General features: G+C 66.1%; 17 protein-coding genes. 10 read left to right on the plus strand and 7 right to left on the minus strand.

All coding sequences use genetic code 11. From position 1 onward, the window contains the following. Nucleotides 1-17: 17 nt before the first annotated feature. Complete coding sequence (gene queG, locus ACYVBS_RS10055) at nt 18-1,130, minus strand: tRNA epoxyqueuosine(34) reductase QueG (RefSeq protein ID WP_460823431.1); 1,113 nt, start codon at nt 1,128-1,130, stop codon at nt 18-20. On the opposite strand from queG, the gene ACYVBS_RS10060 reads away from it, so the two are divergent. The 6 genes from ACYVBS_RS10060 (at nt 1,129) to ACYVBS_RS10085 (ending at nt 8,766) form a co-directional block, all read left to right on the plus strand. After that, nucleotides 1,129-2,616 (plus strand): NAD(P)H-hydrate dehydratase, encoded by a 1,488-nt coding sequence (locus tag ACYVBS_RS10060; RefSeq protein WP_460823433.1) that lies wholly within the window; start codon nt 1,129-1,131, stop codon nt 2,614-2,616. The genes queG and ACYVBS_RS10060 overlap by 2 nt on opposite strands. Continuing rightward, nucleotides 2,613-3,086, plus strand: a complete 474-nt coding sequence (gene tsaE / locus ACYVBS_RS10065; protein WP_460823434.1) for a tRNA (adenosine(37)-N6)-threonylcarbamoyltransferase complex ATPase subunit type 1 TsaE — start codon at nt 2,613-2,615, stop codon at nt 3,084-3,086. The genes ACYVBS_RS10060 and tsaE overlap by 4 nt, the downstream gene beginning before the upstream one ends. An 88-nt stretch (nt 3,087-3,174) precedes the next feature. Continuing rightward, nucleotides 3,175-4,767: an N-acetylmuramoyl-L-alanine amidase gene (locus tag ACYVBS_RS10070; protein ID WP_460823436.1), complete on the plus strand. Its 1,593-nt coding sequence runs from the start codon at nt 3,175-3,177 to the stop codon at nt 4,765-4,767. Between the two features lie 86 nt (nt 4,768-4,853). Continuing rightward, nucleotides 4,854-6,731 carry a DNA mismatch repair endonuclease MutL gene (gene mutL, locus ACYVBS_RS10075; RefSeq protein ID WP_460823437.1) on the plus strand — a complete coding sequence of 626 codons (1,878 nt, stop codon included), beginning with the start codon at nt 4,854-4,856 and terminating at the stop codon, nt 6,729-6,731. Nucleotides 6,732-6,756: 25 nt separating this feature from the next. Then, nucleotides 6,757-7,674, plus strand: a complete 918-nt coding sequence (locus tag ACYVBS_RS10080) for a DUF1684 domain-containing protein (RefSeq protein ID WP_460823438.1) — start codon at nt 6,757-6,759, stop codon at nt 7,672-7,674. 39 nt (nt 7,675-7,713) lie between these two features. Continuing rightward, entirely contained in the window at nt 7,714-8,766 is a 1,053-nt protein-coding gene (locus ACYVBS_RS10085; protein ID WP_460823440.1) for a TraB/GumN family protein, read from the plus strand. Nucleotides 8,767-8,927: 161 nt separating this feature from the next. Here the strand turns inward: ACYVBS_RS10085 and rnfB are convergent, their stop codons facing one another. Continuing rightward, the gene (rnfB, locus tag ACYVBS_RS10090) at nt 8,928-9,374 is read right to left on the minus strand and encodes an Rnf electron transport complex subunit RnfB (RefSeq protein ID WP_460823441.1); all 447 of its coding nucleotides are present in this window, start codon (nt 9,372-9,374) and stop codon (nt 8,928-8,930) included. 77 nt (nt 9,375-9,451) lie between these two features. Beyond that, nucleotides 9,452-11,590, minus strand: coding sequence for a methionine--tRNA ligase (gene metG / locus ACYVBS_RS10095; RefSeq protein ID WP_460823442.1), 2,139 nt, complete (start codon nt 11,588-11,590; stop codon nt 9,452-9,454). Between the two features lie 143 nt (nt 11,591-11,733). Between metG and ACYVBS_RS10100 the strand changes: the two genes are divergently transcribed. Beyond that, complete coding sequence (locus tag ACYVBS_RS10100) at nt 11,734-13,233, plus strand: sulfotransferase family protein (protein ID WP_460823443.1); 1,500 nt, start codon at nt 11,734-11,736, stop codon at nt 13,231-13,233. Between the two features lie 81 nt (nt 13,234-13,314). On the opposite strand, the gene ACYVBS_RS10105 is transcribed toward ACYVBS_RS10100, so the two are convergent. Next, entirely contained in the window at nt 13,315-16,233 is a 2,919-nt protein-coding gene (locus tag ACYVBS_RS10105) for a TonB-dependent receptor plug domain-containing protein (RefSeq protein ID WP_460823444.1), read from the minus strand. Nucleotides 16,234-16,424: 191 nt separating this feature from the next. Beyond that, a complete protein-coding gene (locus ACYVBS_RS10110) occupies nt 16,425-16,871 on the minus strand; it encodes a DUF2147 domain-containing protein (RefSeq protein ID WP_460823445.1) in 447 nt (148 codons plus the stop codon). A 268-nt stretch (nt 16,872-17,139) separates the two neighbouring features. Between ACYVBS_RS10110 and apbC the strand changes: the two genes are divergently transcribed. The 3 genes from apbC to dcd all read left to right on the plus strand — a co-directional run bounded on the left by apbC (nt 17,140) and on the right by dcd (nt 20,391). Further along, nucleotides 17,140-18,201, plus strand: a complete 1,062-nt coding sequence (apbC, locus tag ACYVBS_RS10115) for an iron-sulfur cluster carrier protein ApbC (RefSeq protein WP_460823674.1) — start codon at nt 17,140-17,142, stop codon at nt 18,199-18,201. Between the two features lie 125 nt (nt 18,202-18,326). Next, entirely contained in the window at nt 18,327-19,700 is a 1,374-nt protein-coding gene (locus ACYVBS_RS10120) for a S8 family peptidase (RefSeq protein ID WP_460823447.1), read from the plus strand. Nucleotides 19,701-19,821: 121 nt separating this feature from the next. Beyond that, entirely contained in the window at nt 19,822-20,391 is a 570-nt protein-coding gene (dcd, locus tag ACYVBS_RS10125) for a dCTP deaminase (protein WP_460823448.1), read from the plus strand. Between the two features lie 93 nt (nt 20,392-20,484). On the opposite strand, the gene ACYVBS_RS10130 is transcribed toward dcd, so the two are convergent. Both ACYVBS_RS10130 and ACYVBS_RS10135 read right to left on the minus strand, forming a co-directional pair. Further along, entirely contained in the window at nt 20,485-20,799 is a 315-nt protein-coding gene (locus ACYVBS_RS10130; RefSeq protein ID WP_460823449.1) for a hypothetical protein, read from the minus strand. A gap of 79 nt (nt 20,800-20,878) precedes the next feature. Then, on the minus strand, nt 20,879-21,310 hold the full coding sequence (locus ACYVBS_RS10135; RefSeq protein WP_460823450.1) for an HIT family protein: 432 nt from the start codon (nt 21,308-21,310) through the stop codon (nt 20,879-20,881). Nucleotides 21,311-21,317 lie beyond the last annotated feature (7 nt).

The following is a 21,317-nucleotide window of genomic DNA, read 5'->3' on the forward strand; positions in this document are numbered from 1 at the left end:
GCGGTCCTCCGCTTGGCTCAGGCGACTCCGTGACGCTGCAACGCCCAGCTCACATGCTCACGCACCATCTCGCTGTGGTGGCCGCGGCGCGATTCCAGTGCCGCAATCACCTCCGGCGTGGTGGGCGCATTCCCCAGTGCCACCGCGATGTTGCGCAGCCAGCGTTCGTGCCCGCTGCGGCGGATCGCGGTGCCTTCGGTGCGGCGCAGGAATTCTTCTTCGTCCCACGCAAACAGCTCGGCCAGTGACGCCTGGTCAAGGTTGTTGCGTGCACGGAAGTCAGGCTCGTCACTGCGCTTGGCGAACTTGTTCCAGGGACAGACCAGCTGGCAGTCGTCACACCCGAAGATGCGATTGCCCATCGGCGCGCGCAGTTCTTCGGGGATCGCGCCGTCGTGTTCGATGGTGAGATAGGAGATGCAACGACGCGCGTCCAACCGGTACGGGGCGATGATCGCCTGCGTCGGACAAACCTCCAGGCAGCGCGTGCAGGTGCCGCAATGGGCGGTGGCGGCGGGATCAACCGGCAAGGGCAGGTCGACGTAGATCTCACCCAGGAAGAACCATGAGCCGCCGTCACGATCGATCAGGCAGGTGTGCTTGCCGATCCAGCCCAGGCCCGCGTTGCGCGCCAGCGCGCGTTCCAGCACCGGCGCGGAATCGACAAACACGCGATAGCCGAAAGGGCCAATCTCGGCAGCGATACGCTCGGCCAGCTTCTGCAGGCGTTGGCGCATCAGCTTGTGGTAATCACGGCCCAGTGCGTAGCGGGCCACGTAGGCGCGCTCGCCGTCGGCCAGCGTCTCCCGCGCTTCCTGATCATCCCGGCGCCCATAATCCAGGCCCACCGAAATCACGCGCAGCGTCCCCGGGATCAACTCGCCAGGCCGCGACCGCTTGTCGCCATGCTGCGCCATCCAGCCCATTGACCCGTGCAGTCCTTTTTCAAGCCAATCGCGGAGATGGGTCTCGTCGGTTCCCAGTTCGATGCCGGTGATGCCGAAATGCTGGAAGCCGGCCTCGTGCGCCAGCGCGCGGATGCGCGGCGCCAGTGCGTCGAGGTCGGTGTGGGTGGCAGCTGGCGGGGCGGGGGACGGGCTCACGGCAGCGGCAGTATAGAATCGCGCCATGTCCGGCGCTGCCCTCCATGACGTCGAAACCGTGCGAGCCGTCGAGGTGCGCGCAACCGCGCGCCTGGGCGACGCCGCGGTCTTGATGGCACGCGCCGGTCTCGCGGCATGGCAGGTCGTGCTCGACCGTTGGCCGGCGGCGTTGCGCATCGTGGTGGTTTGCGGACCCGGCAATAACGGCGGTGATGGTTACGTGCTGGCGCGCCACGCGCTGGAAGTCGGCCGCGACGTCGTCGTCGTGCACCTGGCGGAACATGCGCCGCGCGGCCGGCTGGCCCAGCAGGCGGCCGATGCGTTCACCGCAGCCGGCGGCCGGACCATTTGCTGGTCTGGCGCGCTGCCCGCGGCCGACGTCCTCGTCGACGCGGTGTTTGGCATTGGTCTTTCTGGCGCGCCCATGGGTGAGGTCGCCGCGTTGTTCAGTGCCATCAACCACGCGGGCGTGCCCGTTCTGGCGCTGGATGTCCCCAGCGGCGTGGACGCAGACCATGGTGCCGTCGAAGGCGAGGCCATTCGCGCGGATGTGACGCTCGAGTTCCTGCTGCGCAAACGTGGGCTGGTAACGGGAGCGGCGCTGGATCACGTGGGCGAATGCCGGGTGGCCGATCTTGAGTTGGTGCCTGCGGATCTTGCGGGCACGCCGCCTGCCGCGGAGTGGGTATCCGCCGACACGCTGGCACAGCGGATGCCGCGTCGGTCGCGTGACAGCCACAAGGGGCATCACGGCCGCGTGCTGTGCGTGGGCGGAGACCTGGGGCACGGCGGCGCCATCCTGATGGCTGCCGAAGCCGCGCTGCGTGCGGGTGCCGGCCTGGTGGACGTGGCGACCCACGCCGAGCACGTAGCGGCGATGCTCGCGCGTCGTCCTGAAGCCATGGTGCGCGCCGTGGCGCTGGGGGATGCGGTCATGCATGACCTGATCCAATCGGCGGACGTGATCGCAGTGGGGCCCGGCTTGGGGCAGGGCGCTTGGGGCCGTTGGTTGTTCGACGTATCCGTACGGTCAGGCAAGCCGTTGGTGATTGATGCCGACGCACTCAACCTGCTGGCCGATTCGCCCCGCGCGCTGGGCACCCACTGCATTTTGACGCCGCACCCCGGCGAGGCCGCACGACTGCTGAGCACGGACGGCAAGGCGATACAGCGCAATCGGTTTGCTGCGGCGAATGCCTTGGCGCAACGCTTCCATGCCACGGTGGTGCTCAAGGGTGCCGGCACCGTGGTGGCGGCACCCGATGTCACGCCGCGCGTGATTGGCGCGGGCAATCCTGGCATGGCCGTGGGTGGCATGGGCGATGTGTTGACGGGCGTGGTGGCCGCGCTATGCGCGCAGGGCATGCCCACGTTCGAGGCGGTGACGGCGGGCGCGTTGCTGCACGCCGCCGCCGGTGATGCTGCCGCTACGACTGGCGGTCGCATCGGCCTGTTGCCCGGGGACCTGATGCTTGAGTTGCGGCGACTGCGCAATGCCGGGGAGGGCGCATGACGGAGTTCCTGTTGGGGGACGCAGACGCGACGGCCGATTTGGGTGCGGCGCTGGCCGGAACGCGGCCCGGGCACGCAGTCGTGCACCTGCACGGCGATCTGGGAGCGGGGAAATCGACGCTTGCGCGTGCCCTGCTGCGGGCGCTTGGCGTGACGGGCACGATCCGCAGCCCCACCTACACGCTGGTTGAGCGCTACCCGCTGCCTGCTGGCGGAGAGGCGTGGCACCTGGACCTCTACCGCATCGCCGACCCCGGCGAACTCGAGTTCCTGGGGTTGGATGCCGACGAGGTGACGCTCTGGCTGATCGAGTGGCCGGAGCGGGGACGAGGGGCGCTCCCGGCGCCGGATCTGGTGGTCGACCTGGCCGTGGCTGGATCGGGGCGGCGCGCCCGGTTGCAGGCCCGGACTTCGGCCGGGGTGGAATGGGTCGAGGCCGTCACGCGGCACGGGGTTGGGGCGCTTTCCTGAACCCGGGGACAGGAAGTTGAGCCAGGTACTGGATCTATAAGGGAAAAAGGGCTTGCAATCCGGGCGGGGGAGTGATTGACTTGGGCCCATGCGAGAAAAGGGGGCTACCGTGCAGAAGTTCCTGCTGGGCGCAGCGCTCCTGTCGGCGCTGGCTTGGAACCTTGCCCATTCCAGTGAAATCAAGGGGTTGGAGCTGCGCAGCGGTGCCACGGGCACCCGCGCCGAGATCGCCCTAGACCAGTCCGCCGACTACAGGGTCATCAGCCTTCAAGGCCCGGACCGCCTGGTCGTCGATCTGCCGGCGTCCGCGCTAGGCAAAGGGGTCAAGCCGCCTTCGGGCGCCGGCGTGGTGAAGTCGGTCCGCGTGGGCGAGCCCGCGCCCGGTACCGCGCGAGTCGTGTTCGACCTGACCGAGAAGGTGGCCGTTCTCAAGCCGCGGCTGGAGCCGTCGGCCGCGGGGACCTCGCTGGTCCTGGAATGGCCAGGCGATGGCGCGGCGATGGGTAACGTGCAAACGGCGCCCGCCAGCAGCGTGGCGTCCGGCACGGTGCCGCCGCCTGCTTCCAGCATTCCGTCCGCCAAGCCGTCTCCGGCGGCTTCCGCGGTGGATCCGGCGGCGGCCTCGTCCGCTGCCACCAGCCGCCTGATTTCCCAGATTGCAGCCGGGCTGCCGGCCAGCGCCGCGGCCGCGAGCCAAGGCAATGCAGGACCGGCCCCGGCGGCCACCGCGCCTGCCTCGGTCGCCGTTTTGTCTCAGGCAACGCCAGCCCCGGCTCGCGTTGCCACCGGAGGCACAACGCGGGTGGCCACGGGTATTCCCGCACCGACGAGCGTTTCGGCGGCCACCGACGCGGAGGCGACTTCCCGTGCCGACGCGGTCAAGACCCTGCAGGACGTGATGACCGGCCGTGGCGCCCGCCCGTTGGTGATTGCGATCGACCCGGGGCACGGCGGCCAGGATCCGGGCGCCTTGGGCATGAATGGCACGCGCGAAAAGGACGTCACCTTGGCCATCAGCCGAGAGCTGGCCCGCCAGATCAATGCCACGCCGGGCCTGAAGGCTTTCCTGACCCGCGACCGGGATGAGTTCATCCCGTTGCCCCAGCGTGCACGCCGGGCGCGCGCCGCCAAGGCAGACATGTTCATTTCCATCCACGCCGATGCCGCGGAAAACCGCAGCGCCGACGGGTCCTCGGTCTACGTGCTCTCGTTGAAGGGCGCGTCGTCGCAGCGCGCCCGCTGGCTGGCGGACAAGGAGAACTCGTCTGACCTGATCGGTGGCGTGCGGCTGGAAAAGGCCAACAACACGCTCGCATCGGTCCTGTTGGACCTGACCCAGTCCGGCCACATGCGTGCCTCCGAAGAGGCCGCGGACCAGGTGCTGAGCGGGCTCAAGCGCGTGGGCAACAATCACAAGCCGCATGTCGAGCGCGCGAACTTCGCCGTGCTGCGCACCTCCGACATGCCAGCAATGCTGGTGGAGACCGCCTTCATCTCCAACCCGGAGGAAGAGCGCCGCCTCAATGATCCTGCGTTCGTGCGCAAGATCGCGGGCGCCGTGCTGGATGGCGTAAACACCCACTTCACCCGCCAGCCCCCGCCGGGGACCTGGTACGCGGCGCGTGCCAAGGCAACGGAGTTCGCATCGGCCGGCGCCGCCGCCGCGGGTGGCAGTCCCTGATCCGTCGCCGACGCGGGGCGCGTCGGCGATTCCGGCTATCATCACCGCTGGCCTTTTGACGGCGCCGAACAGGCGTCGCCCCCGACGTGCCCATCCGCCAGCTGCCTGATACCCTCATCAACCAGATTGCCGCCGGCGAGGTCGTTGAGCGACCCGCGTCGGTCGTCAAGGAACTCGTCGAGAACGCGCTGGACGCCGGCGCGAAACGCGTGGACATCGATCTGGAGGAGGGCGGCGTCCGCCTGATCCGCATCCGAGACGATGGCCACGGCATTCCGTCCGAGGAGCTTCCCTTGGCGGTGTCGCGCCATGCGACCAGCAAGATCGCGTCGCTCGACGACCTGGAGGGGGTTGCCACGCTCGGGTTCCGCGGCGAAGCACTGCCCTCCATCGCCTCCGTCAGCCGCTTCCTCCTGGCTTCGCGCCATCGCTCGGCCGAACACGGCGCCGCGCTGGAAATCGACGGTGGCCGCGTGGGCGAAGTGATGCCGCGTCCGCACCCGCAGGGCACCACCATCGAAGTGCGCGACCTGTTCTACAACGTGCCGGCGCGCCGGAAATTCCTGCGCGCGGAACGCACCGAACTGGGGCACATCGAGGACTGGCTGCGGCAACTGGCGCTGGCGCGCCCGGACGTGGAATTGCGGGTGTCGCACAACGGCAAGCCGTCGCGGCGCTGGAAGGGCGAGGGTGACCTGCTTTCGGATGCGCGACTGCACGAGGCCATCGGCGAGGAGTTCGCGCGCAATGCGCTGCACGTCGACCACGCCGCGGCGGGCCTGACTCTGCATGGCTGGATCGCGCAGCCCGCCTACAACCGGGCGAGCGCCGACCAGCAGTTCCTGTACGTGAACGGGCGTGCGGTTCGCGACCGCAGCATCGCGCACGCGGTCAAGCAGGCTTATGCCGATGTCCTGTTCCATGGACGCCAGCCGGCCTACGTGCTGTTCCTGGAGCTCGATCCGCGGCGCGTGGATGTCAACGTGCACCCGGCCAAGCACGAAGTGCGCTTCCGCGATTCGCGGCTGATCCACGATTTCGTCTATCGCACGCTGCACGATGCCTTGGCGGGTACGCGCGCGGGCGTGGTTGCAGGCGTTGCTTCCGGGCTGGCTGGCACAGGGCTGGACAGTGGGATGGGCGTATCGGCCGCCGGCACGCCTTTCACGACCCCGTCCGTGGCAATGCCGCTGGGCGGTGGTTATGCCGAAGGTCGCCCGGGCGGTGCGGGCATCGGTTGGAACCGGCCGCAGGCGCCGCTTGGCCTGCCCGTGGAAGAGGTGCGCGCCTCCTACGGCGCGCTGTATGGCGCGACCCCCTCTTCGGTGGTGGCGCAGGGCGTCGGTCCCTCACCGTTGCCCACGAGTGCCGAGGCGACGCTGCCCCCGCTCGGCTATGCGATTGCCCAACTGCACGGCATCTACATCCTGGCCGAGACTGCCGACGGCCTGATCGTGGTGGACATGCACGCCGCCCACGAGCGCATTGGGTACGAGAAGCTCAAAGCCGCGCACGATGGCCAAGGCCTGCGCACGCAACCCCTGCTGGTGCCTGCCACGCTGGCCGTGGCCGAACGTGAAGCGGAGGTGGCGGAGCGCGAAGCCGATACGCTGGCTGCATTGGGCTTTGAAATTACCCGTAGCGGGCCGCAGTCGCTCACCTTGCGCAGCGTGCCCGCCCTGCTGGCGCACGGCGACGTCGAAGCACTGTTGCGGGACGTGCTGGCGGACCTGCGTGAGCACGGAGCGACGCGCCGCGTGGCGGCTGCGCGTGACGAACTGCTGGCCACGATGGCCTGCCACGGGGCCGTGCGCGCCAACCGTCGCCTGACATTGCCCGAAATGAATGCCTTGCTGCGCGAGATGGAAATCACTGAGCGTTCCGGGCAATGCAACCATGGCCGCCCCACGTGGGCGCGGTTTACCCTCTCCGATATCGACCGATGGTTCCTGCGAGGACGCTGACTTGCGCCATTTCCCGAGCGCCCTGATGACGACATTCCTCCTCGCGGGCACGTTGCTGGCCGGCTGCGGAAAGGACGACGCGGCAGACCCGGCCGCGTCCGCCGCCGAGCATGTCGCGTTCAACAACGCACAGCACGCGTGGCGCGAGCAGCGCAAAGCCGACCTGCTCAAGCCCGACGGCTGGACCAGTCTGGTCGGTCTGCATTGGGTGGACCCGGGCTCACACTACCTGGGCAGCGATGCGGACAATGGCATCCGCCTTGCCGCGGGCCCCGCGCACCTCGGGATGCTCACGCTCAAGGGGGACACACTCCGCTTCTCGCCCGAGTCAAAGGTGGCCCTCACGCTGGACGGCCAGCCTTTCAAGGGCGCGGTCACACTGCGCACCGATGCCGATCCCGCCGGGCCAAGCGTGATTGGCTTTGACGAAGGCAAAGGCCTGGCCACCATCATCCAGCGCGGCCAGCGGTATGCCCTCCGCGTGAAGCACGCCGACGCGCCCACCCGCACCGGTTTTGCCGGCCTGGCGTACTGGCAGGCGGACCCGGCCTGGAAGATCCCGGGACGTTTCATTGCCCATCCGGCGGGCAAGACCATGGATGTGGTGAACATCATCGGCACCACGGAGCCGGTCGCCAATCCGGGCGCGGTCGAGTTTGAACGCGAAGGCAAGACGTACCGCCTGGAAGCGCTCGACGAGGGCGATGGCAAGCTGTTCCTCATCCTGGCCGATCGCACCAGCGGGCACGGCAGCTACGGCGCGGGCCGCTACCTGTACACCGACCTGCCGGATGCGCAGGGCAAGGTGATGCTGGACTTCAATCAGGCCTACAATCCCCCCTGCGCATTTACCTCCTTCGCCACGTGTCCGCTGCCGCCGCCGGAGAACCGGCTGGACCTGCAGATAACGGCGGGCGAGAAGACGTACGCCAAGAAACTCTGAGCCCTTAGCGGGCCGCCAACACCTACCGCCACCGTCCACATGTCCCGACGCCCCAACGCCCTTGGCCTGATCCTCGGTTCCGCCACCCTGATCTCGGCCGTGGCCTGGGCGGCCACGGAAGCGCCCCGGGTCGCGCCCGCGCCCACGCGTGCGATGGCCGTCGCGAAGGACAGCGCGGTGTCTGCTTCGCTTGCCAAGACCGCCGAGGCTCCTGGCAAGGTGGCGGATACGTCGCCGGTGCCGCTGCTCTGGAAGGTGTCCGACCGCGACAACGCCGTCTACCTGCTGGGCTCCCTGCATCTGCTCAAGCCCAGTGACTACCCGTTGTCGGGCGACGTGGACCGTGTTTTCGACGAGGCGGAAAAGGTGGTGTTCGAGGTGGCTCTGGATGAGCTCTCGGATCCCGCGACGGCACAGAAATTCATGCTTGCGGCGGGCTACAGCGACGATCGTCGGTTGAGCAACGTGGTTCCGCCCGTATTGCGGGAGAAGCTGGATCGACTGCTCGCCCGCCAAGGCGGGTCCATTGCGGCCATCGACGGTTTCGAGCCGTGGTTCGTCAACCTGTCGCTGACGCTTGGCATGGCGGGCGCCCAGGGTTTCAGGGCCGAGATGGGCCTGGACCAGCATCTGGCCCGCCGCGCGCTTGAGGCGGGCAAGGTAACCGGGGCGCTGGAGAGCATCGATTTCCAGCTCAACGCACTGGATGCCTCGCCGATGGACGAGCAGGTCGCCGGCCTCGTGGATTTCGTCGATCGCGTCGACGAAATGCCCAAGGTGCTCAACGAACTGCACGACGCATGGCGCAACGGTGACACGGTGCGGCTGGAGCAACTGACGCGCGTCGAAATGCAGGAAAAGGCGCCGGCGTCCTACCAGATCATGAACGTGCAGCGGAACGACGCCTGGGTGCCGCAGCTGCAGGCGATGCTGGATGGCCACGGCAAGGACAGTGACGTGCTGGTGGTCGTGGGCTCCCTGCACCTGCTTGGCAGCGACGGCGTGGTCGAGAAGCTGCGTGCAAAGGGCTATGCGGTCGAACGGATCTGCGCGGCTTGCGGGATCGATGGGGCGACGCCCACCCCGAACTGAGTGGACGAAGCGGCAGCGCTGCTGCGCTGCATGGCCACGCCGGCCAGGCACAGGCACAGGCGCTGGCGGGCACTGACGAAGTACGGACGCATGTCGGGCATACGGCCGGGCGACCGATGCCCGCGCCTGCTCGACGACGGCGCGTTGCCGCTAGCGCGAGATCACACCGCGGGTTGCGGCGGCACCATCACGATGCAGTCAACCGGGCAAGCTGGGATACACAGCTCGCAACCGGTGCAGAGCGGCTCGATCACCGTATGCATGTGTTTGGATGCGCCGATGATCGCGTCCACGGGGCAGGCCTGGATGCACTTGGTGCACCCGATGCAGTCCGCCTCAATGACCAGCGCCACGGCCGCCGCCTTGTGCTCGCCGCGACTGCGGTCATACGGGCGCGGCGCAACGCCCAGCACGTGGGACAGGGCGCGGGCGCCTGCATCGCCGCCGGGCGGGCAGTGGTCTGGACCAGCCGCGCCGGTGGCCATGGCTTCCGCATACGGCCGGCAGCCCGGGTAGCCGCATTGCCCGCACTGGGTTTGGGGCAGCAGGCGGTCCAAGCGCTCGGTCAGCGCGTCGACGTCGTGGGTGCGCGGGGAGGAGGATGGCATGGCGCGCGGCTGTCCCGGCTGTGTTCAGGACCGCGCGGCCAGTGGGTGTGCTGGCCGCTGCCTGACTGCGGAGAGCCTCAGCGGACGGGCATGCCGGGCTGCACGCCGCTGTCGGCGTCCAGCAAATGGAGACTGCCGCCGTCGAAGCCGGCCGACAGGATCATGCCTTCGCTCATCCCGAAGCGCATCTTGCGCGGCGCGAGGTTGGCAATGAACACCACGCTGCGACCCACCAGTTTCTCCGGTTCCGCGTACGAGCCACGGATGCCCGAGAAGATCTGGCGCGTGCCCAGCTCACCGGCGTCCAGTTCGAAGCGCAGCAGCTTGTCCGAGCCTTCCACGAATTCGCAGGCCAGCACCTTGCCCACGCGCAGGTCGAGCTTGGCGAAGTCGTCGATGCCGATGTAGGCGGGAGCGCCTTCGCCCGCGTCGTTGGCGCCTGCCTTGGCAGCACCCTTGGCCGCGTCCGCCTTTGGCTGCGGCGTCGTCGCCTTGGCCTCAGCAGACTGCTTGCCAGTGGTCTGGGTGTCGGACGTGTTCGCAGCGGCGACGGTCGGCTGCAGGGATTCCTTGCTGGCTTCGATCATGGCGTCAATCTGTTTCGGGTCAATGCGGGTGAACAGCGGGGCGTAGTCGTGGATGCGATGGGCCAGCAGCGGCACCTGCAGGTCCTGCCAGCCCCGGACCGGCGCGGCGAGGAAGTCCTCGGCCTGCGCGGCCACGCGCGGCAGCACCGGCTTGAGCGCGACGGCCAGCACGCGGAACAGGTTCAGCCCCTGCGTGCACACGGCATGCAGTTCGGCGTCGGCGCCTTCCTGCTTGGCCAGCACCCACGGCTTGGTGTCGTCGATGTAGCGGTTGGCGTCGTCGGCCAGTGCCATCGTCAGGCGCAGCGCGGTGGCAGCCTCGTTGCGCGCATAGGCTTCGGCGATGGGCGCGAGCTGTGCCACGAAGCGGTCGTACATGGCCGCATCCGGCAGCGACGCGGCCAACTGACCGTCGAAGCGCTTGCCGATGAAACCCGCGCAGCGGCTGGCGAGGTTGACGAACTTGCCGACCAGGTCCGAGTTCACCCGCGCCACGAAGTCGGCGAAGTTGAGGTCCAGGTCGTCGACGCCGCCCGACGTCTTGGTGGCGAAGTAGTAACGCAGCGCTTCCGGGTCCAGGCCATGCTCGAGGTAGCTGCGCGCCATGATGAACGTGCCGCGCGACTTCGACATCTTGGCGCCGTCCACCGTCAGGTAGCCGTTGACGTGCAGGCGGGTGGGCGCGCGATGGCCGGAGCCGTGCAGCACCGCCGGCCAGAACAGGCCGTGGAAGTTGACGATGTCCTTGCCGATGAAATGGTGCATCTCGGCCGCGCTGTCGGGACGCAGGAAACTGGCGAAGTCCACCCCCTCGCGATCACACAAGGCTTGGAAGCTGCTGAGGTAGCCGATCGGCGCATCCAGCCACACGTACAGGTACTTGCCGGGGTGCCCCGGGATCTGGAAACCGAAGTACGGCGCATCGCGCGAGATGTCCCATGCGCGCAGGCCGCCCTCGGCGTCCAGCCATTCCAGCAGCTTGGCCTTGGTGCCCGCGGTGGCGACGTCGCCGGCCAGCCAGCCACGCAGGAAGGCCTCGAACTGGCCCACCTCGAAGAAGAAGTGTTCGGACTCGCGGATGACCGGCGTCGCGCCCGACAGCACCGAGCGCGGCTCCTTCAACTCGGTCGGGGCGTAGGTCGCGCCGCAGTTCTCGCAATTGTCACCGTACTGGTCGGCTGCACTGCAGTTCGGGCAGATGCCCTTGACGTAGCGGTCCGGCAGGAACATGCCCTTTTCCGGATCGAACAGCTGCGCGACCGAACGGCGGGTGATGTGTCCGTTCTCCAGCAGCCGCTGGAAGATCGCTTCGGTCAGGACCCGGTTGCCCTCAGAGTTGGTCGAGTCGAAGTGGTCGAAGGCCACGCCGAAGTCGGCGAAGTCGCGCTCGTGCGCCACCTGGATGCCGGCGATGTACGACTCCGGTGTCATCCCGGCCTTTTCCGCGGCCAGCATGATCGGGGTGCCGTGGGTGTCGTCCGCGCACACGAAGTGGACCGTGTGTCCGGACAGGCGCTGCGCCCGCGTCCAGATGTCGCCCTGGATGTAGCCCACCAGGTGGCCCAGGTGGATCTGGCCATTGGCATAGGGCAGGGCACAGGTGACAAGGTGTTGGCGTGGCGTGGACATGGGAGTACGCGGCGCAAGGGGGCAGCGATTATCGCACGCCCCCATCGACCCCGCGGTACGATGGAACGATGGAAGAAGCACGACAACTCTATGCCAGGGCGATCGATGCCCTGAACGCGGGGCAGTGGCGAAGCGCCCGGGACATGGCTGGACGACTGCTCGGGATGGCGCCCCGGCATGCCGGCGTCCATTTCGTTGCGGGTGTGGCTGCGCTGCGAGAGCAGGATTACCGGCCCGCGCTGGACCACCTGCAGGCGGCCACGCGCCTCAATGCAGACCGGCCGGACTATGCGGCGCAGTCGGCGGCGGCGCTCTCGGCGGTGTTCCTGGGCGCGGAGGCCTTGTCCGAGGCGCGGCGGGCGATGGCGCTGGGCGGCCTGGACGCGATGTCCCTGGACACCGTCGGGGTGGTGTTCACGCAGAACAATGCCCACGCGGAAGCGCTGCAGGCGTTTGCGGGCGCGGCGGCTGCAATGCCCACTGTGGCGAGCTACCGATTCAACCTGGCGACGTCGCTGACGTTCAACGGCCGGTTGGACGAGGCAGAACAGGAATACGAGGCGTGCCTCGCCCATGATCCGGGGCACTGGAAGGCACACCTTGCGCTCTCCCAGCACCGCCGCCAGACGGAGCAGCGCAACCACCTCGATAGGCTCCGCCGTCTCCGCGCGGAACATGAGGCCGATCCCGTGGCCGTCCTGTATCTGGACCTGGCACTCGCCAAGGAATTGGAGGACCTGGGGCAATACGCGGATGCATTTGGGCACCTCGTGTCAGGCAAGGCCGCGGGCGGTCGCCTTGAGCGCTACCAGCCCGAACGCGATGTGGCTTTGTTCGATGCGCTGCACGCGGCGTTTTCCGACGTCGGTGCGGTGTCTTCGGGAGATCCGAGCGCACAGCCGATCTTCGTCATTGGGATGCCGCGGTCGGGCACCACGCTGGTCGACCGGATCCTGTCCAGTCACCCTGCGGTGCGCTCGGCGGGCGAACTGCAAAATTTTGGTGTTGCATTGAAGCGTCTGTCGGGAAGCCGGACGCAGGCCCTGCTGGACAGCGATACCATCCAGCGCGCGCTCGGCGTCGACCCGCAGGAGCTGGGACGCGTTTATCTCGAAAGCACGCGCCCGGGCACGGATGGCACTCCGCATTTCGTGGACAAGCTGCCTCACAATTTCCTGTACGCCGGCTTCATCGCGCGAGCGCTGCCCAACGCGCGCATCGTCTGCCTGCGACGCGATCCGGTGGATACCTGCCTGAGCAACTTCAGGCAGTTGTTCGCGGCGGGCAACCCGTACTACGGCTACTCCTACGACGTGATGGACACGGGTCGGTACTACCTGCAGTTCGATCGGCTGATGCGCCACTGGCAGCAGGTCCTGCCTGGCCGCATCCTCGAGGTCGATTACGAGCAACTGGTGAATGACCAGGAGGGGCAGACGCGCAGGCTGCTGGAATTCTGTGGGCTGCCGTGGGACGACGCATGCCTGCGATTCCAAGACAACGCCGCGCCGGTGGCAACGGCCAGCGTCGTGCAGGTGCGTGAGGGACTGCACGCGCGCTCGAGCGGTCGCTGGAAGCGCTATGCGGACCAACTCACAGAAGTGCGTGCCCTACTGCGCGAGGGCGGTTTGCCGGTCGGATAAGACCGACTGCGGTGTCTCCCTGAAACACGAACCCCGCCTTTCGGCGGGGTCGTGTCTTACAGGTTTCGAATCAGCCCGGGATCAGCGCTGGCCGAAGTTGTAACGCATCTCCAGGTACACGGCGCGGCCGTTCACGTCGAAGTTGTAGCTGTTGTACGGCGCACCGCTCGAACCCGGGTACGTGGAGTCGTACGGGGGCATCTTGTTGAACACGTTGTTGACCATCAGCGACAGGTCGATGTTCGACGAGGCGTGGTAGGACACGCTCCAGTTGTAGGTCGTGGTCGACCCCAGCTGGCCCGCCAGCGCTGCATCGTAGCCCGTGGTCGAGATCCATGCGCGGTAGTTGGGCGTCTTGTCGCGCCAGTTGGCGTAGACAGTCGAGGCCCAGTCACCGCGACGCCACGACAGCGACGCTTCGGCCTTGCGCTTCGGATCCGAGCTCCAGTACGGATCGTTCAGCAGGTCGATCATCGGATCTTCCGGATACTGCTGGTACTCGTGGCTCAGCTTCTGCGTGTAGCTGCTGCGCAGGCTCATGTCGCCAAAGCTGCCGACATCGAACCCGTAGTTGAACGATGCGGTGACGGCTTCCAGACGCTGGTTGGAGACGTTGATCTTCGGCGTGTAGATCTCGGTGACCTGGCCGGTGGCATTACGCGTGATCTGGGCCAGCGTGTTGACGCACAGCGGCGAGCTGATCGGATCCACGCCAGTGCGGCAGCGGTATTCCTGCAGCATCAGACCGTTGGCGCTCTGGGTGGTCACTTCGTCGTAGATGTCCCAGTTGTGGTAATCCACGGTCAGTGCCATGCGCTCGATTGGCGCCCACACGATGCCCGCGCTCCACACATCCGCATTGATCGGCTGCAGGTCGAGGCTACCCGACTGCGTACCGAACACCTGGCGGCTGGAGAAGCGCGCCGGGCAGTCGTCCACCTGCTCCGGCGAGTAACCGGCGAGCGAGCAGCTGTAGTAGTCCGTGACGCTGGTGTAGAAGCCACTCTCGCCCTGATAGAGGTCAGCAAGGGTCGGAGCGCGGAACGCGGTGCCGTACTTGCCGCGAACCAGCAGCGTATCGGTCGGGCGGAACTCGAGGCCCAGGCTGTAGGTCGGCTTGTCGATCGTCCGGCCGCTGGCCTTGAAGCTGTCGTAACGACCAGAAACGGTGGCCGTCAGCATGTCGAGTAGCGGCAGTCGCAGCTCCGAGGTCAGCGCGTAGCGATCACGCTCGCCGCCGCCCTGGACGTCGGTCTGGCCCCAGATCTCGCCGTTGAGGAAGCCCGGATCCGGGTTGTAGCGCCACTCCTGCTGGCCCCACTCGCCGACCACCGCGATGCCGGCGTCGCCGCCGGGCAGGGTGAACAGGCTGCCGTTGACGATCTGGGCACGCGCCATCGTGTCGCTGGTCTTGGCGGAGGTCGTGGCAAAGCCGCTCATCGCCCAGAAGTCGACCGGGTTGATGGGCTGGTAGAACTTGCTGTAATCCGGCGTGTACACCGGGTAACCGAAGTACGGATCAGTGCCCAGCTGCGGGCCCAGCACCGTGCGTTCGAAATAGTCGTTCATCTTGTCCGCCCAGCGGACCCACGACGTGGAATCGAGCTTGTACTGGGAGTAGGTGACGCCGAAATCGTAGTCCCAGTTCGACTCGCCGAAGGTACCTTCGATGCCGATGCTGCCGCGGAGCGCCTTGCTCTTGTCGGTGCTCATCGTGCTGTCGAAGCCTTCCGGACCCATGTCTTCCGGCGAGAATGCACGCTGCAGGTTGACCAGGTCGCCCGGCGGCAACGAGGCGACGCACGCCGCATAGCCTGCACCCGGGGCGCAGAAGAACGGGCCATACACGTCGCGCACCCCGAAATCGGTGAAGCGCGGATCGAAGAAGTAACCCCACTTCACGCCAGTTCCCCACCAGGTGAAGTTGGAGCCGACGTGGTACTTCACTTCCTCTTCGCTGTACAGCACGTTGCCGTAGAGCGAGGCATTGTCACTGATGTCGAAGGTGGCATTGAGGTAGGCCTGGCCGGATTCCTTGCCGTTGAGCAGGGTGCGGTAGCCGGGGGTGTTCATCGAGCCGCAGTAGTTCTCGTCGCCGAAGCCCGGGCGGGTCTGCAGGCCTTCGGTGCCGCCAAAGAGGTGGTCGACGTTGGCGCAGTTGGCCGGATCCATGAACCGGTAGCTGCTGAAGGGGCCGTAGACCAGGAAGTCGCGGCTGGCCAGCTGGCGGTTGTAGCCGCGCGGGTTGTACTGGCTGGTGAGGTCGCGCTGGTAGCCCCAGATCGGGTCGCGCTGCTCAAGCTGCAGGCCGGCCAGCACGTTCAGGCGGCCGTCTTCGGAGCTGAAGCCGTTGGACAGCGTGGCACGGATGCTGGATCCGCCGCCTTCGCTGTATGCGCCACCGCGCACGCTGATGGAGGCACCATCCACGCGCTTCTTGAGGATGACGTTGATGACGCCCGCGATGGCGTCGGAGCCGTAGATGGACGACTGGCCACCCGGCAGGATCTCGATGCGCTCAACCAGGTCGATCGGAATGCCCGAGATGTTGTTGAACGCGTCGCTGCCGTTGTACAGCGCCGGGTAGTTCGACATCGGCCGGCCGTCGATCAGGTACTTCACGTAGCCCGGGGGCAGACCGAACAGGCTGACCGTCTCCGCACCCTGGGTGAAGGAGGCTGAGGTCTGGGAACCCTGCACCGCACCCGTCGCGAACGACGACTTCTGCAGGACTTCCGTCACGTTGTTGAAACCGCGGGTCTGGATGTCCTCGGCGGTGATGACGGTCACCGGGACGAATGTTTCGACCTCGGATTGCGGAATCAGCGAGCCGGTGACCGTGACCTTGTCCACCGTGGTGGCCTGCGAGGTCTGTCCCTGCTGTTCGTCTTCAGCCGGGTCCTGTGCGAATGCCGCGCCCGACACGGGCACGAGCAATGCGGCGAACAATGCCGCACTCAGGCGGCTCCTCTGCAAAGCGTTGTTACGTCCCTTCACCATCTACCCCCTTTGGGCTGTTTGGAATTGCGTCCATGCACTGACTCGGAGTTCTTCATCCGTTGAAGCCTGAACGTAACATGAAATTAACGAGTGCGTCGCATTTTGTAGAGGCCTCCATGCGTCTCTGGATCATGTAACACAGTGAGGGCCCGGTAACCCGGGCCCTAAAGTCTTGATTAGACGGGATAATTCTAGCGGCGCACCCAAACTTGGGTCCTGCCCAGTAGCGAAAAGCCCAGGAAACCGCGCACTTCGAGCTTCCGGCCACCTTCGATCGGGCGAACCTTCACCGAATACACTTTGCCGGTGGCCGGGTCCAGGATCTGGCCGCCCTCCCAGCTATCGCCCTTCTTCCTCACGCCCCACATCATGACCATGCCCTTCACCGGCTTGTTCTTCCGCTCGCCGTCGCACTTGTCGCACACCGGGTTCGGGCCACGGTCGGAGTGCAGGATTTCGGCCACACGGGCCGCGAGCGAGCCGTTGGTGGTTTCGTAGATCTCGACGACCGACTTCGGCTTCTTGGTCTTGTCATCGATGGTGGTCCAGGACCCAACCGGCGACGACTGCGCGAACACCGAGGCCGAGAGGGCCAGCAGTGGCAGCGCGATCAGGAGCGTGAACAATTTGTTGCGCATGGATCCCCTCCCAAGGGAATAAGCAAAATGTGACTGCACCGGGCGATCCGGGCGTCCCGGTCGTTATACCGCATCCGGTTGAGTATGGAATGGGGCGGATCTAGCGGTCATTTCGTTCGGCTTGGCGGCATCACCATGCTTGTGGCGCGATAGCGAAGAAATGAATTCTCGTTGGTTTCGATCAGGCGCCACGGGGATTGCACGGCGTGTCGAGGGTCTGCAGAGTAAAATGACCCCAATCTCAAGCGATATGGTTGGACCGATGGCATTGGATCTATTGAATAGGCAAATCGCGGAACTGATCCTGCCAGGCTTGGAGGTTGAGTTGGGCGAGTGCGCCAAGATCCGTTCGGCGACGGCCCAAGATGGAGCGGCTGTGGAGGTCAGCTTCCGGATCCCCTGCGAATGGCTCCAGGACTGGCTTGGCAGAGAAGTTGCCCGGATCTGCGCCGAAGCAGGCCAGCGTCTCGGTCGACTGGACATCACGCAACGTATCCCAAGTCATGCAGTACAGCCCAGCCTTAGCCCGCTGCCGCACGTGCGTAACGTCATTGCTGTCGGCTCGGGCAAGGGTGGGGTAGGCAAGTCGACGACCGCTGTCAATCTAGCGGTGGCGCTCGCCAAAGACGGTGCGCGTGTCGGGATATTGGATGCCGACATCTACGGCCCCAGTCTGCCGATGATGCTCGGCCTGCACGGGCGCCCTGACAGCCCCGACGGCAAATCCATCGAACCGATGCGAGCCCATGGAGTTGAGGCGATGTCGATCGGTCTTCTGGTCGACCAGGACACGCCGATGATCTGGCGTGGGCCGATGGCCACGTCCGCCCTGTCCCAGTTGTTGAACGACACCCGTTGGGGCGACTTGGATTACTTGATCATCGACCTGCCGCCGGGCACAGGTGACATCCAGCTCACATTGGCCCAGAAAATTCCGGTCGCGGGTGCCGTGATTGTGACGACACCCCAGGACGTGGCCACGCTCGATGCGCGCAAGGCGCTGAAAATGTTCGAGAAGGTGCATGTGCCGGTGCTGGGCCTAGTCGAGAACATGGCGGTCCACGTGTGCACCCGCTGCGGCCACTCCGAGCACATTTTTGGCGAGGGTGGAGGGCGGCGGATGGCTGAGCAATATGGCGTGCCGTTGCTCGGGAGCCTCCCGCTCGACGTCACCATCCGCGAATTCGGCGACAGCGGTTCCCCGGCTGTTACGAACTCGGGAAAACCGGACACCGTTCAAATCTATAAAACGACCGCTCGTCGGCTTGCGATCGAGCTTTCAGGTAAACCTCAGGTTGCAAGGCCTTTATCCGCCTCGCTTTTGTCCTGACATTGATCCTGGTCGCGTGCTGCGCTGCAGCATGCGGACCTTCAGAAAATCCCCCAGATTCCGAGAGCGCGGCCAGGGCGGCCGCGCTTTTCGTGTGAACCACTATTTCGGGGGTAGTTCCAATCATGAAGCATCCAATTCGCACCGCGGTTCTGGCCGGCGCTGTCGTCGCCTCTCTCGGCCTGTCTTCCGCGGCGTTCGCCGGCGGCCGTCCGGATCTCGTCATCGCTGGCCTCAAGGCCGGTCGCGCCCACCAGGCCAATGAGCTGCTGGTGAAGTTCCGTGACGGCACCACGGCCGCCCAGCAGGCCGCCGTTCGCCAAGGATTGGGCGCCTCCAAGATTGACACCCTGCGTGCTGGCAACGGCCAGCGCGGCGAATTGGCCCTGATGCGCCTGCCGGCCGGTCGCGACCTGTCCGCCACGATCGGTGCGCTCAGCCGCAATGGCGCGGTCGAATATGCCGAACCGAATTGGATCTACACCCATTCGGCCACGTCCAACGACACCTACTACACCAACGGCTCGCTGTGGGGCATGTACGGTGACGCGTCCTCCCCGGCCAACCAGTACGGTTCGCAGGCCGCGGAAGCCTGGGCCGCTGGCCACACCAGCTGCAGCAACGTGGTCGTCGGTATCATCGACGAAGGCGTGTACTTCAACCACGAAGACCTGGCGGCCAACATGTGGGTCAACCCATATGACCCGGCTGACGGCGTCGACAACGACGGCAACGGCTATGTCGACGACACCCGCGGTTGGGACTTCGATGGCGGCAGCAACAACATCAACTCCGGGGGCGCCAACGACGACCACGGCACGCACGTGGCCGGCACGATCGGCGGCGTGGGCGGCAACGGCAAGGGTGTCGCCGGCGTCTGCTGGAGCGGCGTGAAGATGATCAGCGCCAAGTTCCTGGGCCGTCGCGGCGGTACTACCGCCAACTCGATCAAGGCCGTGGATTACATCACCGACCTGAAGACCCGTCACGGCCTCAACCTCGTCGCGACCAACAACTCCTGGGGCGGCGGCGGCTTCTCGCAGGGCCTGTCGGACGCCATCACCCGCGCGAACAACGCCAATATCCTGTTCATCGCCGCGGCCGGCAACTCGGCGTACGACAACGACGCGCAGGCCAGCTACCCGTCCAACTACCCGCAGGCCAACATCATTGCCGTAGCCTCGACGACCAGCACCGGCGGCCTGTCGAGCTTCTCGCAGTGGGGCGCCACCACGGTGGACATCGGTGCGCCGGGCTCGGGCATCTGGTCGACCGTTCCGAAGTCGTCGAAGGGCGCGGTGCTCTCGGGGTATGCCAGTTACAACGGTACCTCGATGGCCACCCCGCACGTGACCGGCGCCGCGGCCCTGTACGCCTCGTCGCACCCGGGCGCCTCGGCGGCGGACATCAAGGCCGCGATCATGACCTCGGCTGTGCCGACCCCGTCGCTGCAGGGCAAGGTCGTCACCGGTGGTCGCCTGAACGCCAGCGGCTTCTGATTCCCGTCCTGGCGGTAACCGAAGAGCCCGGCCTGTGCCGGGCTCTTCGCGTTTATGGCTGCGAAACCACGGGCCGAACCGCTAGAATCGAGGTTTCCGACCGTTGGCCGACCCCTACCACATGAGCATCAAGTCCGATCGCTGGATCCGTCGCATGTCCGAACAACACGGCATGATCGAGCCGTTCGAGGCCGGCCAGGTCAAGACCGCCGCCGACGGCCAGCGGATCGTCAGCTATGGCACGTCCAGCTACGGTTACGACGTGCGCTGCTCGCGCGAGTTCAAGGTGTTCACCAACATCAACTCCACGATCGTCGACCCGAAGCACTTCGACAGTGGCAGTTTTGTCGACATCGAGTCCGACGTCTGCATCATTCCGCCGAACTCGTTCGCGCTGGCGCGTACGGTGGAATATTTCCGCATTCCGCGGGACACGCTGGTGGTGTGCCTTGGCAAAAGCACCTATGCCCGCTGCGGCATCATCGTCAACGTGACGCCCCTGGAGCCTGAGTGGGAGGGGCACGTGACGCTGGAGTTCAGCAACACCACGCCGCTGCCTGCGCGCATTTACGCCAATGAAGGCGTTGCCCAGATGCTGTTCTTCCAGTCCGATGAGGTCTGCGAAACCTCATACCGGGATCGTGGCGGCAAGTACCAAGGGCAGACCGGAGTGACGCTGCCACGCACCTGAAGCCCACGCTCTCTTTCTCGTGCCCAGCCTGTGGCGTTGGACTTCGAGGGGGGGCGTCATTAAGGCATGGAGCCGACTATGGCAAACGGCGTCCTACACTAATGGATCTCTTCGTTCGTACGTGACAAAGAAGCCCTGAAGGTCCCCGTTCTCGATATACGGCACCACGCTGTGCACACGGTAGCCGCGGTGGTCAAAGGCTCGATGGGCATCGTTGAGCGAGTTTGCAGCGCCCTGACTGCGAAATCCCCAAGACGCATCCACCCAGATAGTAATGGTGTTCAGCCGGTTCTGGACTGCTTCGTCGGCGGCCACTATGGGCTTCTTGGCGAAGAGGGCCGCCTGCGCCTTGGGGGATGCCACGGTAACGGCTGTGAGTAGCGTGGCCAAAAACAGGTGCTGGATCATGTGGGAATGCCGAGTCTAGAGAGTAGCCCGTGAGGAAAGGGTGCTAGGTGGGAGGAAATGTCGGACGATGCATGCGCTTTCAGTTCCCAAGTACCGCCCTCAACCGTTGGATGCGTTCGACCAACGTCTCCGCGCTGTAGGGCAGGGCATCTGCCATGCCCCATGCCGGGCGCGGCCAGGCAATATCGCCCTTGAAGCGGGCAATCACATGCACGTGCAGCTGCGGAACCATGTTGCCCAGCGCCGCGACATTGATCTTGTCGGGCTTGAATGCCGTCTTCAGCGCGCGTGAGGCCAAGCTGATTTCACGCATCAACTCGGCTTGTTCGTCTTCACTCAGATCGATGATTTCCACCGCGTCGGGCAGCCGCGGGACGAGGATGAGCCACGGGTGGTTGGCGTCGTCCATCAGCAGCAGGTCGCACAGGGGCAGGTGCGCTACGGGGTGCGTGTCACTTGCCAGTTGTGGGTGCAGCGCGAAGCGGGGCGGCGCAGCGTGCTTGTGGCTCATCGTCGGG

Source organism: Lysobacter olei (genome assembly GCF_054777355.1).

Bases quoted from the DNA above. Each gene is read 5' to 3' on its own strand.
- ACYVBS_RS10060 (WP_460823433.1), top strand. From the start codon at position 1,129: ATGTCCGGCGCTGCCCTCCATGACGTCGAAACCGTGCGAGCCGTCGAG.
- queG (WP_460823431.1), bottom strand. From the start codon at position 1,130: ATGGCGCGATTCTATACTGCCGCTGCCGTGAGCCCGTCCCCCGCCCCG.
- tsaE (WP_460823434.1), top strand. From the start codon at position 2,613: ATGACGGAGTTCCTGTTGGGGGACGCAGACGCGACGGCCGATTTGGGT.
- ACYVBS_RS10070 (WP_460823436.1), top strand. From the start codon at position 3,175: ATGCGAGAAAAGGGGGCTACCGTGCAGAAGTTCCTGCTGGGCGCAGCG.
- ACYVBS_RS10080 (WP_460823438.1), top strand. From the start codon at position 6,757: ATGACGACATTCCTCCTCGCGGGCACGTTGCTGGCCGGCTGCGGAAAG.
- ACYVBS_RS10085 (WP_460823440.1), top strand. From the start codon at position 7,714: ATGTCCCGACGCCCCAACGCCCTTGGCCTGATCCTCGGTTCCGCCACC.
- rnfB (WP_460823441.1), bottom strand. From the start codon at position 9,374: ATGCCATCCTCCTCCCCGCGCACCCACGACGTCGACGCGCTGACCGAG.
- metG (WP_460823442.1), bottom strand. From the start codon at position 11,590: ATGTCCACGCCACGCCAACACCTTGTCACCTGTGCCCTGCCCTATGCC.
- ACYVBS_RS10100 (WP_460823443.1), top strand. From the start codon at position 11,734: ATGGCTGGACGACTGCTCGGGATGGCGCCCCGGCATGCCGGCGTCCAT.
- ACYVBS_RS10105 (WP_460823444.1), bottom strand. From the start codon at position 16,233: ATGGTGAAGGGACGTAACAACGCTTTGCAGAGGAGCCGCCTGAGTGCG.
- ACYVBS_RS10110 (WP_460823445.1), bottom strand. From the start codon at position 16,871: ATGCGCAACAAATTGTTCACGCTCCTGATCGCGCTGCCACTGCTGGCC.
- ACYVBS_RS10120 (WP_460823447.1), top strand. From the start codon at position 18,327: ATGAAGCATCCAATTCGCACCGCGGTTCTGGCCGGCGCTGTCGTCGCC.
- dcd (WP_460823448.1), top strand. From the start codon at position 19,822: ATGAGCATCAAGTCCGATCGCTGGATCCGTCGCATGTCCGAACAACAC.
- ACYVBS_RS10130 (WP_460823449.1), bottom strand. From the start codon at position 20,799: ATGATCCAGCACCTGTTTTTGGCCACGCTACTCACAGCCGTTACCGTG.
- ACYVBS_RS10135 (WP_460823450.1), bottom strand. From the start codon at position 21,310: ATGAGCCACAAGCACGCTGCGCCGCCCCGCTTCGCGCTGCACCCACAA.